Origin of the sequence: Klebsiella sp. KE9456 (genome assembly GCF_043832615.1) — a bacterium.
Classification (GTDB): Bacteria; Pseudomonadota; Gammaproteobacteria; order Enterobacterales; family Enterobacteriaceae; genus Klebsiella; species Klebsiella indica.
The window spans coordinates 1-16,721 of record NZ_JBDYQK010000018.1; the positions used below are offsets into that span (position 1 = coordinate 1).

Genomic DNA, 16,721 nt, shown 5'->3' on the forward strand with positions numbered 1-16,721 from the left:
ATCACCAGTGCCGTTCAATGTGGCAACTGTTGAAAAAGGTTCGTCACTTTATGGATACCGTCAGCCCATTCCCCGGTGGAAAGCATGGGCTGGCTAAAGTGTAGCGGTATTAGGATCAGTTATTTAGCATCGAACAATTATCCGGAGGGAGGCGACGCTCTTGCCTTTTTAGCCAATATCCCTGAAATCGCTCCGTGTTAATAGTTTGTTGAAAGCACTACACTGAAGACAGGAGGAACCATGACCCTGTCTTTTACAACCCACTGGCATGATGAACTGCCGGATTTTTACACCGCTCTGGCCCCAACGCCGTTAGAGAATGCGCGACTTGCCTGGCACAATGCGTCGCTGGCGCAAACGCTGGGTATTCCCGAAACGCTATTCCGTCCACAGCAGGGAGCAGGCGTCTGGGGAGGCGAAACGTTGCTGCCCGGTATGTCGCCGCTGGCGCAGGTTTACAGCGGTCACCAGTTCGGCGCGTGGGCCGGTCAGCTTGGCGATGGGCGCGGCATTCTGCTCGGCGAACAGCAGCTATCCGATGGCCGTCGTTTTGACTGGCATCTCAAGGGGGCTGGGTTGACGCTCTATTCACGCATGGGCGACGGGCGGGCAGTACTGCGTTCGACGATTCGTGAAGCTCTGGCGTCGGAAGCGATGCATGCGCTCGGTATCCCCACCACGCGTGCGCTGGCTATGGTGACCAGCGATACCCCGGTGTACCGTGAAACCGTCGAGAGCGGAGCGATGCTGATGCGTCTTGCCGAAAGCCATGTCCGCTTTGGCCATTTTGAGCATTTTTACTATCGCCGTGAGCCGCAAAAGGTCCAACAACTGGCGGACTATGTGATCCGTCATCACTGGCCACATCTGCAGAACGAAGCGGATAAGTATATTTTGTGGTTCAGTGACGTTGTCACGCGGACGGCGGAAATGATTGCCGGCTGGCAGACGATCGGCTTCGCGCATGGGGTAATGAATACCGATAATATGTCGATTCTGGGGCTGACAATGGACTACGGTCCATATGGTTTCCTCGATGATTTCCAGCCAGGCTTTATCTGTAACCACTCTGATTATCAGGGGCGCTACAGCTTTGACAATCAGCCTGCTGTCGGGCTGTGGAATTTACAGCGGCTGGCGCAATCATTGTCACCGTTTATCAACGCGGAGGCATTGAATTGCGCTCTGGATAGTTACCAGCACAAACTACTGACGGCTTATGGTCAGCGTATGCGCGATAAACTGGGGCTGTTAACCCAACAGAAAGGGGATAATGAGCTACTGAATGGCCTGTTTTCCCTGATGGAACGTGAAGGCAGCGACTACACGCGAACGTTCCGGATGTTGAGCGAGAGTGAACAGGCCAGCGCCGCTTCGCCATTGCGCGATGAATTTATTGACCGTGCCGCCTTTGATAGCTGGTTTGCTGGTTACCGTTCGCGCCTGTGCGATGAGCAGATTGATGATGCGCGGCGACAGGCGCATATGCGGAGCGTGAATCCGGCGATCGTATTGCGCAACTGGCTGGCGCAACGGGCGATTGAGCAGGCGGAACAAGGGGATATGAGTGAACTGGCGCGTCTGCACAACGCATTATCTCAGCCTTTTGCCGATCGGTCGGACGATTATACCCATCGCCCGCCGGAATGGGGGAAACGTCTTGAAGTGAGCTGTTCCAGTTAGGTTTGGCCATCCCCGTCGCGCAAATGGCGGGGATCATTATTTAGTCAGGATCAGCTTACCGGCATGGGTCTGGCGGAGTAAATAACGCTGACCGCTGTGTTCAATGACCACTCGCCCTTCAGGGCCTAATAATTCAAGGCTGCTTATCACTCTGTCAGAGGGGACAGGATAGGGAGTATTGTCTTTTGTTATTTCTGCTGTGGCAGCGTTATCCATATGCGTCAAAGCACCCAAAATCAAATCAACAATGATAATCATTATCAATAATGTTGTTTTTCATCGCAAGGATTATTTAACCCGTGATGCCAGTTGGCCGGTGACAGACCGGAAATCAATGCGAGGGACTCCCCACCGCGGTGTCGGTGGGGGGAAGGGCTACAGGCGGCTGGCGGTTGCGTCGGCTAATTCATCAAGCAATCGTTCGCTATCTTCCCAGCTCAGACAAGGGTCGGTGATTGATTGGCCCCAGGTCAACGGCTGGCCGGGAATCACCTTCTGTGTCCCTTCTTGCAGGAAACTTTCGGCCATGATCCCGGCAATGGCGGTCGATCCTGCGCGGATCTGCTGGCAAATATCGGCGCAAACCTCCAGTTGGCGGCGGTGCTGCTTCTGGCAGTTGCCATGGCTGAAATCGACGACCAGTTGTTCCGGGAGGTCGAATTCCGCCAGCGCCCTTCCGGCGGCGGCAATATCATCAGCGTGATAATTCGGTTTTTTACCACCGCGCATAATGATATGACCGTAAGGGTTGCCGCTGGTCTGGTAGATAGTCATCTGCCCCTGCTTGTCCGGCGACAGGAACATATGGCTGGCGCGAGAAGCGCGAATGGCATCAATGGCGATACGTGTATTACCATCGGTGCCGTTCTTAAAACCTACCGGACAGGAGAGCGCGGAGGCCATTTCACGGTGGATTTGGCTCTCAGTGGTGCGTGCGCCAATCGCGCCCCAGCTTATCAGGTCGGCAATAAACTGCCCGGTCACCATATCGAGAAACTCGGTGGCGGTCGGTACGCCCAGCTCGTTCACTTGTAACAGCAGGCTCCGTGCCAGCTCAATACCGTGATTAACCCGGTAACTGCCGTTCAGGTCAGGGTCCGAGATGAGCCCCTTCCAGCCGACTACCGTACGAGGCTTCTCAAAGTAGGTGCGCATAACGATTTCCAGTTGTGGCTGATAGCGTCTGCGCATCCCTTGCAGGCGGCGAGCATATTCCATCGCCGCATCTGTATCGTGAATGGAACATGGACCGATCACCACCAGCAGGCGGCGATCTTCACCGGTGAGGATTTTCTCGATTCGGCGGCGTGTTGCGGAAACATGTGCTGCAACGGCGGCGGATATAGGGTGCCGTTGCGCCAGTTCCGCGGGCGTGACCAGGCCTTCAAGGCGCGCGGTACGCAATTCGTCTGTTTTATTCATTCGGGGGTCTCAAAAATCTGTTTCTTCCTCGGCGAAAATACCAGGAAGTGATGCGTATCACGATAAAGCAATCCCTGTTTATTGCAAGAGCAGGGCATAATCCTGTATAGGGTGCAAGTGATAGCATAAACAAATTTATAACATCGTACTAGTCTATTAGTACATTTTACGACTTAGACCCATAATGTCCATAATTTTGGTGGCGATCTCTTCCACGGAATAATTGGTACTGTTCAGGCAAGGAATTTTGTTTTTGCGGTACAGCGCTTCGACTTCGGTGACCTCCATGCGGCACTGGCGCAAAGAAGCATAGCGACTATTTTCCCGCCGCTCCTCGCGGATGGCCGCCAGGCGCTCCGCATTGATTGTTAAACCGAAAAGTTTGTGCTGCAGCGGCTTTAACGATGCAGGAAGAATCAGATTGTCCATATCATCGGCGATAAATGGATAGTTAGCGGCGCGGATACCATACTGCATCGCCAGATACAGACTGGTGGGCGTCTTTCCACAGCGTGAGACGCCAAGAAGGATCACCTGAGCCTGATCAAGATTACGCAACGAGATCCCGTCATCGTGAGCAAGGGTGTAATCAATCGCTGCGATACGCGCGTCGTATTTGTTCAGATTGCCCGGCGTCAGGCCATGAGTGCGATGGGCGATGGGCGTCGGGTCAAGGCGTAGCTCCTGCTGTAACGGTGCCACCAGCGCCTGGACAATATCCTGACAAAAGCCTTCGCTTTGCACGATGATGTCGCGGATTTCCGGAAGTACAATGGAATAGAAAACCAGTGGCCGAATACCGGTTTGTTCAAAAATGGCGTCAATTTGCTCTTTCACGGCCCGTGCACGGCTGATATTTTCAACAAAGGGCAGGGTCACGCTGCTGGTGGTAACCGGGAATTGCGACATGACCGCATGCCCTAAAACTTCTGCCGTAATGGCGGTTCCATCGGAAATATAAAACACGTGGCGATCGACAACACTTTCCATTTTGACCATCCGGTATAACACGATTAATTGTTTGAAAGTTGATATTAAATTTAAGCATATCGTGCCACTCTTTGTCTCAATTTTAAAAAATGAAATGCTATTTTTATTTTTAATGAAAAGGTGAGTTCATTTTTATTATTGGTCTGGCTTTGGTATTAAATCTCACCAGATTCCGAAAGAATCATGGAGTTATGTATAACCGGCAAAGAATCCTAAAAATGAAAAAATAATTTGCTTGAACGATTCACCGTTTTTTTCAGTCGCATAAATATGTCAGGATAAATCCGGTAGTTGATCGTGAATTATTTATACACAACACCATTCAGAATGCCGTCTGGCGGCGAGCGATGGAATCCCCGAGCGCGGTGATAACGCGGCGACAGGGATTCAATGCGCCGTTAACGGGAAAACAGTCTGAAAGGGCGTGTATATCACTGGTATTAAATCACAAAAGGATTGTCTCAATGTCCAACAATGGCTCGTCACCGCTGGTGCTTTGGTATAACCAACTCGGCATGAATGATGTAGACAGGGTTGGGGGCAAAAATGCCTCCCTTGGTGAAATGATTACAAATCTGTCAGGTATGGGCGTTTCCGTACCGAACGGGTTTGCCACTACCGCTGATGCGTTTAATCAGTTTTTGGACCAAAGTGGTGTAAACCAGCGTATTTATGAACTGCTGGATGCAACCGACATTGACGACGTTTCCGCATTAGCGAACGCCGGCGCGCAGATCCGTCAGTGGATCATCGATACGCCGTTCCAGAGCGAGCTGGAAAACGCGATTCGCGACGCGTATACCCGATTGTCCGCCGACAATGCTGAGGCCTCCTTTGCTGTGCGCTCTTCCGCGACGGCGGAAGATATGCCGGACGCCTCCTTCGCCGGGCAGCAAGAGACATTTCTTAACGTACAGGGCTTTGATGCGGTTCTGGTTGCCGTTAAGCACGTATTTGCATCGTTGTTTAACGATCGCGCAATTTCCTACCGCGTGCATCAGGGCTACGATCATCGCGGCGTGGCGCTCTCCGCCGGGGTGCAGAGGATGGTGCGTTCCGATCTCGCATCGTCCGGCGTCATGTTCTCCATCGACACCGAATCCGGTTTTGATCAGGTGGTGTTTATCACTTCCGCCTGGGGGCTCGGCGAGATGGTGGTGCAGGGGGCGGTAAACCCGGATGAGTTTTACGTTCATAAGCCCACGCTTGCGGCGGGTCGCCCGGCTATCGTGCGCCGCACGATGGGGTCGAAAAAGATCCGCATGGTTTATGCCGCAACCCAGGAACATGGGAAACAGGTGCGTATCGAAGATGTTCCGCAGGCGCAACGCGATGTTTTCTCCCTGACCGACGCCGAAGTGCAGGCACTGGCGAAACAAGCGGTGCAAATCGAGAAGCACTACAACCGTCCGATGGATATCGAATGGGCGAAAGATGGTCATACTGGTGAGTTGTTCATCGTGCAGGCGCGTCCGGAAACGGTCCGTTCCCGCGGCCAGGTGATGGAGCGTTACACCCTGCATGCGCAAGGGCAGATTATTTCTGAGGGGCGCGCTATCGGTCATCGCATCGGTGCCGGGCCGGTAAAAGTTATTCATGATATCAGTGAAATGAACCGCATTGAGCCCGGCGATGTGCTGGTCACTGATATGACCGACCCGGACTGGGAACCGATCATGAAGAAAGCGGCGGCGATTGTGACTAACCGCGGCGGGCGTACCTGTCATGCGGCGATTATCGCTCGCGAACTGGGGATCCCGGCGGTGGTTGGCTGCGGCAATGCGACCGATCGCATCCAGGAAAATCAGAACGTGACCGTCTCCTGCGCCGAAGGCGATACCGGCTACGTGTATGCCGAAATACTCGACTTTAGCGTGAAGAGCTCCTGCGTTGGCGACATGCCGGATCTGCCGCTGAAGATCATGATGAACGTCGGTAACCCGGATCGCGCCTTTGATTTTGCCTGCCTGCCAAACGAAGGCGTGGGCCTTGCGCGTCTGGAGTTTATTATCAACCGCATGATCGGCGTACACCCCCGCGCCTTGCTGGAGTTTGACGATCAGGAACCGGCATTGCAGGGCGAAATCCGCGAGTTGATGAAGGGTTATGATTCACCCAGAGAGTTCTATGTCGGTCGCCTGACGGAGGGGATTTCAACCCTTGGTGCGGCTTTCTTCCCGAAACGGGTGATTGTGCGTCTTTCTGACTTTAAATCTAACGAGTACGCGAATCTGGTCGGCGGCGAGCGTTACGAGCCGGAAGAAGAGAACCCGATGCTGGGTTTCCGCGGTGCCGGTCGTTATGTTTCCGAAAGCTTCCGTGACTGCTTTGCGCTGGAGTGTGAGGCGGTTAAGCGGGTGCGTAACGACATGGGGCTGACTAACGTCGAAATCATGGTGCCGTTTGTCCGGACCGTCGCACAGGCAAAAGCTGTGGTCGAAGAGCTCGCGCGTCAGGGGCTTAAGCGTGGCGAGAATGGCCTGAAGCTCATTATGATGTGTGAAATCCCATCGAATGCGCTACTGGCGGAGCAGTTCCTCGAATACTTTGACGGCTTCTCAATCGGTTCCAACGACATGACGCAACTGGCGTTGGGTCTGGATCGTGATTCCGGCGTGGTTTCTGAGCTGTTTGATGAGCGCAACGATGCGGTAAAAGCGCTGCTGTCGATGGCTATTCGTGCGGCGAAGAAACAGGGTAAATACGTGGGTATTTGCGGTCAGGGGCCATCCGATCACGAAGACTTCGCTGCCTGGCTGATGGAGGAGGGGATTGATAGCCTTTCCCTGAATCCTGATACCGTCGTGCAAACCTGGCTAGGCCTGGCGGAGCTGAATAAGTAAGCTGTTGATATACACTATTCCCGTCCAATGGCGTAATACTGGTCAGAGGCTTTCAGTTAAAGAGGTGGCTTTGGCGAAAATGGCGCATTTTTCGTTTTCGCCGGGTTTGGGTCGGTGAACTGTTCTGTTCACTGTCCATCCGAGGATATGGGTCATCTCCACAGCCTGTGAACGGCATGGGGGCGTTTCGCTCGCCCCCATAACCCGGCATTGCGCTGAAAACCTGCCGCTACGCGGTCAGTTCCACTCCGACTTCATCTGACGGCCAGTCCTGGATGCGTACCTGCGTTCTCGCCAGGTTTCCCTGATGCGCCCAACCCCCATGCGATGATCCCGCACTCAGTCAGCGGCTGTCCGGGTGCTGAATGCCATGAAAAAACAGGCAATATATATCAGCCATTGAACTGCATAGAGCAGCAAACAGAACAGCATAAAACGCCGATGGCGCGCTTAACTGACCGGTATTAGTCCAATGGCGGGGATTTTTTACACCCTCATCCTGCTTATTTGCGGTAAGTCACATAAAACGAAAAAAACAAAATACCGTAATCCATCAGTTAATTTCGACAATTGTTCCCGTGTTGTTCATTACTAATACTGACACCACGTTATCGAAACACTTGATAACGAAATACAGAAATGCCTTTTCTATCGTGTACAGGATAATAATAATGACACTTTCCTCGGTACTCACTACTAAAGATAAAATAGGTTATGGTCTTGGCGATATGGCCAGCGCGCTGGTATGGCAAACCGCCACGCTTTTTCTGGCCTATTTCTATACGGATGTATTTGGCTTACCGGCTGCCATCATGGGCACGATGTTTTTAGTTGTCAGGGTTATTGATGCGGTGGTCGATCCCTGCATTGGCGCGCTGGTGGACCGTACCCATACCCGTCATGGACGTTTTCGTCCCTGGCTGCTGTGGTTTGCTATTCCGTTCGGTGTAAGCTGTATTATTACTTTCTATGTTCCCGATGTCGGCGAAACGGCGAAAATTGTTTATGCCTGCCTGACTTACGCCATTCTGAGCTTTATCTATTCCGCAATTAATGTGCCGTATTGCGCCATGCCTGGCGCATTGACGATGGACCCGCATGAACGACATTCGCTCCAGTCGTGGCGCTTTGCGCTGTCGTTTATTGGTGGTCTGATTGTCACGGTGATTGCGCTGCCGCTGGTATCATATTTAGGGCACGGGGACGCGCAAAAAGGCTATTTTTATGCCATGAGTCTGATGGGTATTCTTGGCATAGTGCTTTTCTTTAGCTGCTTTTTCCTGACTCGTGAGCGTTATACTCCTTCGGGAGATAGTTCAGGATCGTTATTAAAAGATCTCAAATTACTGGCAGGAAATAGCCAGTGGCGGATAGTTTTTATCTTCAATATTCTATTATTAACCGCCGTGGTCACGCGTGGTTCTGCAACCATGTATTACGTAAAATATGTTATGCAGCGCCCGGATATGGTGTTCACTTTTATTGTGAGCGGGATGATTGCCGCGCTGCTTGGGGCGCTATTATCCGAGCGCCTGCTCGGGAAATTTGACCGCGTGCGCGCCTATCAATGGACGATTATCACGTACGTTATTTTTGCCGCCGCTATTTTCTTTATTCCCGCGAATCAACTGTGGTTAATATTTAGCCTTAACGTCATCTTCGGTTTTATGCAAAATCTGACCACACCGCTACAGTGGACCATGTTCTCTGATGTCGTGGATTACGAAGAACATCGTAGCGGACGCCGCCTTGACGGCCTGGTGTTTTCCACTGCACTGTTTGCCATTAAATTTGGCCTGGCGCTAGGGGGCGCTGTTGTTGGTTGGGTGCTGGGGATGGTTGATTACGCCCCCAATGCGCTTGACCAATCCTCCACGGTATTAAATACCATCAATGCGCTTTTCACTTTGGTGCCATCGAGCCTGTTTATCGCCATGGCGCTGCTGTTGATGTTGTACAAACTCAATAGCCGCACGGCGGACACGATTGCGCGTGAACTGACACGCAAACGCGAACTCCGTGCGCAAGAGTCCGGACAGAGAGCGCTGAATTCTGCACTACAGGAGCAATAATATGACCGTAATTTACAAGGATGCCCGGCGCCCTGTCCCGGAACGCGTGGCGGATTTGCTGTCGCGAATGACGACCGAAGAAAAATTTGCCCAAATGCATGCCTACTGGCTGGTGCTGGCGGAAAACGGCGAACATCAAGAACGCAGTGATTTGAGCGATGAATTTTCCGGTGCCAGCGAGCAGACCTCACTCGCGGAAAAACTGAAATCTGGCGTCGGGCAAATTACGCGTCCGCTGGGTACGCATATTGTCGACGCGCACAGCGCTGTGCGCGCGGCAAACCGCTTGCAAAAAATGCTGGTGGAAGAGACCCGGCTGGGGATCCCGGCTCTGTTTCATGAAGAGTGTCTGGTTGGACTGTTGTGCAAGAACGCGACGCTGTTTCCATCGTCGCTAAACTATGGATCAACCTGGGATCCCGAACTGGTAGCGCGTGCGGCGCGAGAAATTGGCGACGAGGCCCGTTCCACCGGCTGTAAACAGGGGCTGGCGCCGGTGCTGGACGTTTCGCGCGATGTACGCTGGGGGCGTACCGAAGAAACCTTTGGCGAAGATCCCTGGCTGGTAGGGGTGATGGCCTGCGCTTACGTCAATGGATTGCAGGGAGAGAAGCGCGATGTGCTGGCGACGCTGAAACATTACGTCGGGCATTCATTCAGTGAAGGGGCGCGCAACCATGCCCCGGTGCATCTTGGTTTCTGCGAACTCAATGACACCTTCCTGTTGCCGTTTGAGATGGCGGTAAAGCTGGCTAATGCGGGCTCGGTCATGCCAGCCTATCACGATATCGATAACCAACCGGGCCACAGCGATCGTTTCCTGCTGACCACTGTTTTGCGCGAACAGTGGGGGTTTGATGGCATTGTGGTCGCCGACTATGGCGGCATCAGCCTGCTTCATCAGCACCACGGCGTAGCGCAGGATGCGGCGGAATCGGCAGCGCTGGCATTCAACGCGGGCCTTGATGTGGAGCTGCCGAAAGATGATTGCGCGCGGCATCTGCAGGAGGCTTTGGATCGCGGATTAATCACTATGGCGAAGATTGATGAAATTGTCTCCCGCACGTTGACGGAGAAGTTCCGTCTTGGCTTATTTGAACACCCTTATACCGATGTTTCTGCCATTACATTGCAATCGGCCAGCGCCCGCCAGGCCGCCCGGGATGTGGCGACGCGCTCATTGACGCTGCTGGAAAACCGCGGGGCGATACCGTTGCAGGGCAAAGCAAAAGTCGCGCTAGTGGGGCCGACGGCTGACGATCCGCTGGCTTTGCTCAGCGGCTACAGCTTCCCGGTGCATCTGATCATCAGCGATATGGTGGATGAAGTCTCGCAGGTGACAACGCCGTTAACTGCGCTGCGTCACTATCTTGGTGAAGGGCGGGTTAGCTATGCCAAAGGGTGTCATATCATTGAGCAACGCATGGCTGGCGCGCCGGTATTTCCTGGCGACAGCGGCGGTAGGCCGATGCAGCAGTCTCCAGTATCACAGGATACCCGCCTGATCCCCGATGCGGTCAGCGCAGCCCTGGAGAGCGATGTGGTGGTGGCTTGTGTGGGCGACCTTGCGGGTCTGTTCCAGAGCGGCACCGTGGGCGAAGGTTCGGATACTGATAGCCTGAACCTGCCGGGGGTTCAGCAGCAACTCCTTGAAGCGCTGGTCGCCACCGGTAAGCCGGTGATTGTGGTGATGACCGGCGGGCGACCTTATAATCTGCAGGGGCTGGAGGAGCGCGTCGCGGCGTTGATAATGGCCTGGGCGCCAGGTCAGGAGGGAGGCTGGGCGATTGCCGATGTGTTAACCGGGCGCGCCGAACCGCAGGGCCGCTTAGTGGTCAGCGTGCCGAAAAGCGCAGGCGCAATGCCCTATTACTATAATCATAAGCTGAAAAGCGGCGGCACGCCGTTTGCGTTTCACTTTGGTTCTCGCTATCCGTTTGGGTATGGGCAAAGCTGGACGATGTTCGACTATTCCGCGCCGCGTCTGCTGACGCCGGAGGTTGCGGTGACAGGTGACATCGTCGTTCAGGTTGCTGTCCGTAATCGCGGAGAACGCCGGGGCAGCGAGGTGGTTCAGCTCTACGTTCGTGACAACGTGGCCTCGATGGTGCGTCCACTACAGGAACTAAAAGCGTTCCGACGCGTGACGCTCGACGCTGGCGAAACGGCGACGCTGAATTTCACGTTACCGGTGGATATGCTTAACTTCACCCGTCGTGACGGTAAGCGAATTGTCGAGCCCGGCGAGTTTGAGCTGCAGATTGGTGCTTCATCGGCGGATATTCGCGGGAAGGCAACCGTGACGGTGAAGGGAGAGGTTCGCGAACTGCCGCGAGACTGGCGCATGATCAGCCGCTGTGAAGTCAGTTGACAAAAAAAAGCCCATCGTGGGAGATGGGCAAAGACTACACACAGCAATTCATTGTTTCACTCAGGGGATTTCCATGCTTATAAATCAAGGTCTTGATCTATAACCGTAGGATAAATAGTAGGCAATGCGGCTTTTGGCGTCGATCGGATTCCTCCCAATAGTTAAATCGGGGTTAATAATCTGCGCCGTCAATGCGGACTGCGAGCTGAAACCAGAGGGCGGTTAGGTCTGATGTATCAGTTGTTCTTAAGGTTAAGACGAAATATGTTTGTTTACCCGGGCTGGGCAGAGGCATGTGCCATGTGCAATATGTCGCGACGATGTCTCATGCCCGGCGTATAAACAGTCGGGGGACGTTTCGCTCGTCCCCCTGAATTCCTGACATTGCGCTGAACCGCGGGATGGGTGATCGCTCCCGACAGCCTTTTCACTTACTTATCCAGTGATGCGCGGTTATTCAGTTCGCTGAGTTCCTCCAGTACCTGGTCGGGATCTTTCGACGGAGGCGGCGCTTCGTTAACCCACGCATCGTATAGCCGCCAGGAGACGGCCAGCAGCACCGGGCCGATAAACAGGCCTATCATGCCAAAGGCGACCAGACCGCCGATAACGCCGGAAAGAATAAGGATCATCGGCAGATCGGCGCCCATACGAATCAGTAACGGGCGGATAAAGCTATCCATGGTGCCCACCACACAACTCCATATCAGCAGTACGGTTCCCCAGGTGGTGTCGCCCGTCCAGTACAGCCAGATAATTGACGGCACCAGAACCAGCAATGGCCCCAGTTGCACCAGACAACTGAAAATCATCACCACGGTGAGCAGCGCGGCGTAGGGAACGCCGCTGACGGCGAGACCAATACCGCCCATGACCGCCTGGACCAGCGCGGTTACTACCACCCCCAGCGCTACGGCGCGGATAGCCTGACCTGCGAGGATCACCGCCGCATCGCCGCGTTTTGCTGCCAGACGCGTGGCAAAGTGGCGGAAACCATAGGCTACCTGTTCGCCGCGCCAGTAGAGCAATGCGCTAAATAGCAGCATCAGTCCGCAGTGAACCAGGAGTTTACCGATATGCGCCGCCTGCCCGACAAACCAGGTGGTGGTGGTGCCGATATAGGGACGAATTTTGCTCATAATCGTCGCGCCCCCCATTTCCAGCAGACTATGCCAGCCGAGATACAACTTATCGCCGACCAGCGGAATAGTGTTCAACCATGCCAAATCCGGCGGGGTAAAGTTGCCGCTGGTAATCACTTTTATTAATGGCGTGCTGTTATCCACCAGGCTGTTGACCAGCAACGCGATGGGGATGACGAACAGCAAAAACAGCAGCAGCGTCATCCCCAGTACGGCCAGGGAGCGTTTGCCTAAAAGCAGGCGTTGCAGGCGCAGGAGCAACGGCCAGGTGGCGATAACCACCGTACCGGCCCAGGCAAACGACAGGATAAATGGCTGCACAATCCACAGGCAGGAAATGATAATCAGGGATAAAAACAGCACCGATAACAGAATTTGCGGTATGTCGCGGGGCTGATGGGGGTTAATCATGGTGAAATTTTACCTTTGCAGTCGCGTCAGGATGCTGACGCAGCGTAATTCCATGTACTGATAATAATATCAATAAGTTTGCGCGCCTGATTTTGCATTTAATTCTGGCGGGCGCATATGAAAAAAATGTGATAAAAAGTTGAGTGCATAACGCAAACGTTTAATTACTTACAACACAACATAGTCGGGCAGGGTCGAGCGTCATGATCCCACAAATTTCTCAGGCGCCAGGTGTCGTTCAACTGGTGCTGAATTTTTTGCAGGTACTGGAGCAACAAGGTTTTACCGGTGATACCGCCACCAGTTACGCCGACAGGCTGACGATGGCGACGGATAACAGTGTATATCAACTGTTGCCGGATGCGATTTTATTTCCCCGTTCCACAGCAGATGTGGCTCTGCTGGCAAGGCTGGCGGCGGAAGAGCGTTTTAAAACGCTGGTTTTTACCCCGCGAGGCGGCGGGACCGGGACTAACGGTCAGTCGCTGAATGCCGGCATTATTGTCGATATGTCCCGCTATATGAACCGCATTATCGAAATCAACCCGGAAGAGGGATGGGTGCGGGTGGAAGCCGGGGTCATTAAAGACCAGCTTAATCAATATCTCAAGCCGTATGGCTACTTTTTCGCCCCGGAGTTGTCCACCAGTAATCGCGCCACTCTTGGTGGAATGATTAATACCGACGCCTCCGGGCAGGGTTCGCTGGTCTACGGTAAAACGTCCGACCATGTACTGGGCGTGCGTTCGGTGCTGATGGGCGGCGACATTCTCGATACGCAGCCGATTCCCGTGGCGCTGGCAGAAACGCTGGGCGAAGAACAGTCGGCGATCGGGCGTATTTACCGCACGGTCTATCAGCGCTGCAAAACGCAGCGGCAGTTGGTTATCGACAAATTTCCTAAGCTTAACCGCTTTCTCACCGGGTACGATCTGCGCCATGTTTTTAATGATGAGATGAGCGAATTTGACCTGACGCGCATTTTGACCGGTTCAGAAGGGACGCTGGCGTTTATCACCGAAGCGCGGCTGGATATTACGCGCCTGCCGAAGGTGCGCCGCCTGGTTAATATTAAATACGATTCATTTAATTCCGCGCTGCGCAACGCGCCGTTTATGGTCGAGGCGAAGGCGCTCTCGGTGGAAACCGTTGACTCAAAAGTCCTTAATCTGGCGCGGGAGGATATTGTCTGGCATTCGGTTAGCGAGCTAATCGCTGATGTCCCGGATAAAGAGATGCTGGGGCTGAATATTGTCGAGTTCGCCGGTGATGACGGCGAGCTGATTGACAATCAAGTCGCGACGCTGTGCCAGCGCCTGGATGAACTGATGTCGCGTAACGAGGCTGGCGTTATCGGCTGGCAGGTTTGTAGCGAACTGGACGGCATTGAGCGTATCTACGCAATGCGTAAAAAAGCGGTCGGGCTGCTCGGTAATGCCAAAGGGGCCGCTAAACCGATACCTTTTGCGGAAGATACCTGCGTGCCGCCGGAACATCTGGCCGATTATATTGTGGAATTTCGCGCGCTGCTGGACGGACATGGTCTGAGCTACGGTATGTTCGGTCATGTTGATGCCGGGGTGCTGCATGTGCGCCCGGCGCTGGATATGTGCGACCCGCAGCAAGAGATGCTAATGAAGCGGATCTCCGATGATGTCGTGGCGTTAACCGCAAAATATGGCGGTCTGTTGTGGGGCGAACACGGCAAAGGGTTCCGCGCCGAGTATAGTCCGGCGTTCTTTGGTGAAGCGCTGTTTGGCGAACTGCGTAAAATTAAAGCTGCGTTTGACCCGGATAACCGGCTGAACCCGGGGAAAATTTGCCCTCCCGAAGGCGTTGATGCGCCGATGATGAAAGTGGATGCGGTTAAACGCGGGACTTTCGATCGCCAGATCCCGATTGCGGTGCGTAGTGCATGGCGCGGCGCGATGGAGTGTAACGGCAACGGCCTGTGCTTTAACTTTGATGCAAAAAGCCCCATGTGTCCTTCGATGAAGGTGAGTAACCATCGTATCCATTCGCCGAAAGGCCGTGCAACGTTGGTGCGCGAGTGGCTGCGCCTGCTGGCGGATCGGGGCATTGACCCTAATCAGCTGGAAAAAGATCTGCCGGAAAAACGCGCGAGTTTGCGTACCTTGGTGGCGCGTACCCGCAATAGCTGGCATGCGCGTAAAGGGGAGTATGATTTCTCCCATGAAGTCAAAGAAGCGATGTCCGGCTGCCTGGCCTGTAAAGCCTGCTCGACCCAGTGCCCGATCAAAATTGACGTGCCGGAGTTTCGCTCGCGCTTCCTGCAGCTCTACCATAGCCGCTATCTGCGCCCGGTTCGCGACCATCTGGTGGCGACGGTTGAATCCTACGCCCCGCTGATGGCGCATGCGCCGAAGACGTTTAACTTTTTTATTAATCAGCCGTGGATGCGTAAGCTGTCGGAAAAGCATATTGGTATGGTGGATCTACCGCTGCTCTCCACGCCTTCGCTGAAACAGCAAATGGTCGGCCACCGCTCGGCGAACACCACCCTGGAACAGCTGGAAGCGCTGAGTCCTGAGCAGAAAGCGAAAAGGGTGCTGGTGGTCCAGGATCCGTTTACCAGCTACTATGATGCGCAGGTGGTGGCTGATTTCATGCGTCTGGTCGAAAAGGTCGGCTATCAGCCGGTGTTGTTGCCGTTTTCTCCGAATGGCAAGGCGCAGCATATTAAAGGCTTCCTGACGCGATTTGCGCGCACCGCGCAGAAAACCGCCGATTTCCTCAACCGTGTGGCCCGTCTCGGTATGCCGATGGTGGGCGTCGATCCGGCACTGGTGCTCTGCTATCGCGATGAATACAACCAGGTACTGGGTGATAAGCGAGGCGATTTCCGCGTGATGCTGGTACACGAATGGTTGCCGCAGGCGTTAACGGAAACCATCGCGCAGGATAAAGGCGGCGAGGCGTGGTATCTGTTTGGTCACTGTACCGAAGTGACGGCGCTGCCCGCATCGACGAAACAGTGGGCGGATATTTTCGCGCGTTTCGGCGCGAAGCTGGAGAACGTGAATGTCGGCTGTTGCGGCATGGCCGGGACTTACGGCCATGAAGTGAAGAATCATGCTAATTCGCTGGCCATCTACGCGCTCTCCTGGCAGCAGGCGATGCAGCGATTACCGCGCAACCGTTGCCTGGCCACCGGCTACTCCTGTCGTAGTCAGGTGAAGCGTATTGAAGGCAGTGGCGTTCGTCATCCGCTGCAGGCGCTGCTGGAGATCATCGGATGATCTGGCGGCGTCAGAGCAGCCTGGAGCAGCTGAATGCGATGAAGGACGGGAACATGCTCGGCTTGCTGGATATTCGCTTTGAGACGCTGACTGAGAATACCCTTGAGGCCAGCATGCCGGTAGATGAGCGTACTCATCAGCCCTTTGGCTTATTGCACGGCGGCGCATCGGTGGTATTAGCTGAAACGCTAGGCTCAGTCGCTGGCTATTTGTGCTGTGAAGGTGAACAGAAAGTCGTGGGTCTGGAGGTGAATGCCAACCACATTCGCGCGGTGCGCAGCGGCAGGGTTCGCGGCGTGTGCCGGGCGCTGCATATTGGCTCCCGTCACCAGGTCTGGCAAATCGATATTTCTGATGCGCAGGGGCGCCTCTGTTGTTCATCGCGACTGACAACGGCGGTGATATAAAGTGACTGAGAAGGGGGATCTTTCCCCCTGAGGCTGATGGCAAACCGGTTTAGATAGTGTGCCTGCATTTCCGCCGGATGGCGTCTGCGCCTTATCCGGCCTACAAAATTAATAATATCC

11 protein-coding genes and 1 other RNA gene are annotated in these 16,721 nt (G+C 54.2%); 7 read left to right on the plus strand and 5 right to left on the minus strand.

Annotation, left to right across the window (positions count from 1 at the left end; genetic code table 11):
- Positions 1–104, plus strand: a 104-nt coding sequence (locus ABK821_RS17800) for a hypothetical protein (RefSeq protein ID WP_244500604.1), incomplete at its 5' end; no start/stop codon positions are given.
- 136 nt (positions 105–240) lie between these two features.
- Positions 241–1,683 (plus strand): protein adenylyltransferase SelO, encoded by a 1,443-nt coding sequence (selO, locus tag ABK821_RS17805; RefSeq protein WP_343178277.1) that lies wholly within the window; start codon positions 241–243, stop codon positions 1,681–1,683.
- A 36-nt stretch (positions 1,684–1,719) separates the two neighbouring features.
- On the opposite strand, the gene hemP is transcribed toward selO, so the two are convergent.
- From hemP to ABK821_RS17820, 3 genes are all read right to left on the minus strand, one after another.
- On the minus strand, positions 1,720–1,899 hold the full coding sequence (hemP, locus tag ABK821_RS17810; protein WP_138360403.1) for a hemin uptake protein HemP: 180 nt from the start codon (positions 1,897–1,899) through the stop codon (positions 1,720–1,722).
- Between the two features lie 159 nt (positions 1,900–2,058).
- Positions 2,059–3,105 (minus strand): 3-deoxy-7-phosphoheptulonate synthase AroH, encoded by a 1,047-nt coding sequence (gene aroH / locus ABK821_RS17815; RefSeq protein WP_343178278.1) that lies wholly within the window; start codon positions 3,103–3,105, stop codon positions 2,059–2,061.
- 156 nt (positions 3,106–3,261) lie between these two features.
- Positions 3,262–4,095: a pyruvate, water dikinase regulatory protein gene (locus ABK821_RS17820; RefSeq protein WP_138360383.1), complete on the minus strand. Its 834-nt coding sequence runs from the start codon at positions 4,093–4,095 to the stop codon at positions 3,262–3,264.
- A gap of 464 nt (positions 4,096–4,559) precedes the next feature.
- Between ABK821_RS17820 and ppsA the strand changes: the two genes are divergently transcribed.
- The 3 genes from ppsA to ABK821_RS17835 all read left to right on the plus strand — a co-directional run bounded on the left by ppsA (position 4,560) and on the right by ABK821_RS17835 (position 11,381).
- Positions 4,560–6,938: a phosphoenolpyruvate synthase gene (gene ppsA / locus ABK821_RS17825; protein WP_138360384.1), complete on the plus strand. Its 2,379-nt coding sequence runs from the start codon at positions 4,560–4,562 to the stop codon at positions 6,936–6,938.
- A 671-nt stretch (positions 6,939–7,609) separates the two neighbouring features.
- Positions 7,610–9,010, plus strand: a complete 1,401-nt coding sequence (locus ABK821_RS17830) for an MFS transporter (protein ID WP_142501423.1) — start codon at positions 7,610–7,612, stop codon at positions 9,008–9,010.
- A 1-nt stretch (position 9,011) separates the two neighbouring features.
- Positions 9,012–11,381, plus strand: a complete 2,370-nt coding sequence (locus ABK821_RS17835; RefSeq protein WP_343178279.1) for a glycoside hydrolase family 3 N-terminal domain-containing protein — start codon at positions 9,012–9,014, stop codon at positions 11,379–11,381.
- Here the strand turns inward: ABK821_RS17835 and rprA are convergent.
- Both rprA and ydiK read right to left on the minus strand, forming a co-directional pair.
- Positions 11,381–11,488: antisense sRNA RprA (rprA, locus tag ABK821_RS17840), an RNA gene on the minus strand. The two genes, ABK821_RS17835 and rprA, sit on opposite strands and share 1 nt — an antisense overlap.
- 324 nt (positions 11,489–11,812) lie before the next feature.
- Positions 11,813–12,934, minus strand: coding sequence for an AI-2E family transporter YdiK (gene ydiK / locus ABK821_RS17845; protein WP_138358681.1), 1,122 nt, complete (start codon positions 12,932–12,934; stop codon positions 11,813–11,815).
- 203 nt (positions 12,935–13,137) lie between these two features.
- Here ydiK and ABK821_RS17850 point away from each other — a divergent pair, with 203 nt between their 5' ends.
- A complete protein-coding gene (locus ABK821_RS17850) occupies positions 13,138–16,194 on the plus strand; it encodes an FAD-binding and (Fe-S)-binding domain-containing protein (RefSeq protein ID WP_343178280.1) in 3,057 nt (1,018 codons plus the stop codon).
- The gene (menI, locus tag ABK821_RS17855) at positions 16,191–16,601 is read left to right on the plus strand and encodes a 1,4-dihydroxy-2-naphthoyl-CoA hydrolase (RefSeq protein WP_138358685.1); all 411 of its coding nucleotides are present in this window, start codon (positions 16,191–16,193) and stop codon (positions 16,599–16,601) included. Before ABK821_RS17850 ends, menI begins: the two co-directional genes overlap by 4 nt.
- Positions 16,602–16,721: the final 120 nt, after the last annotated feature.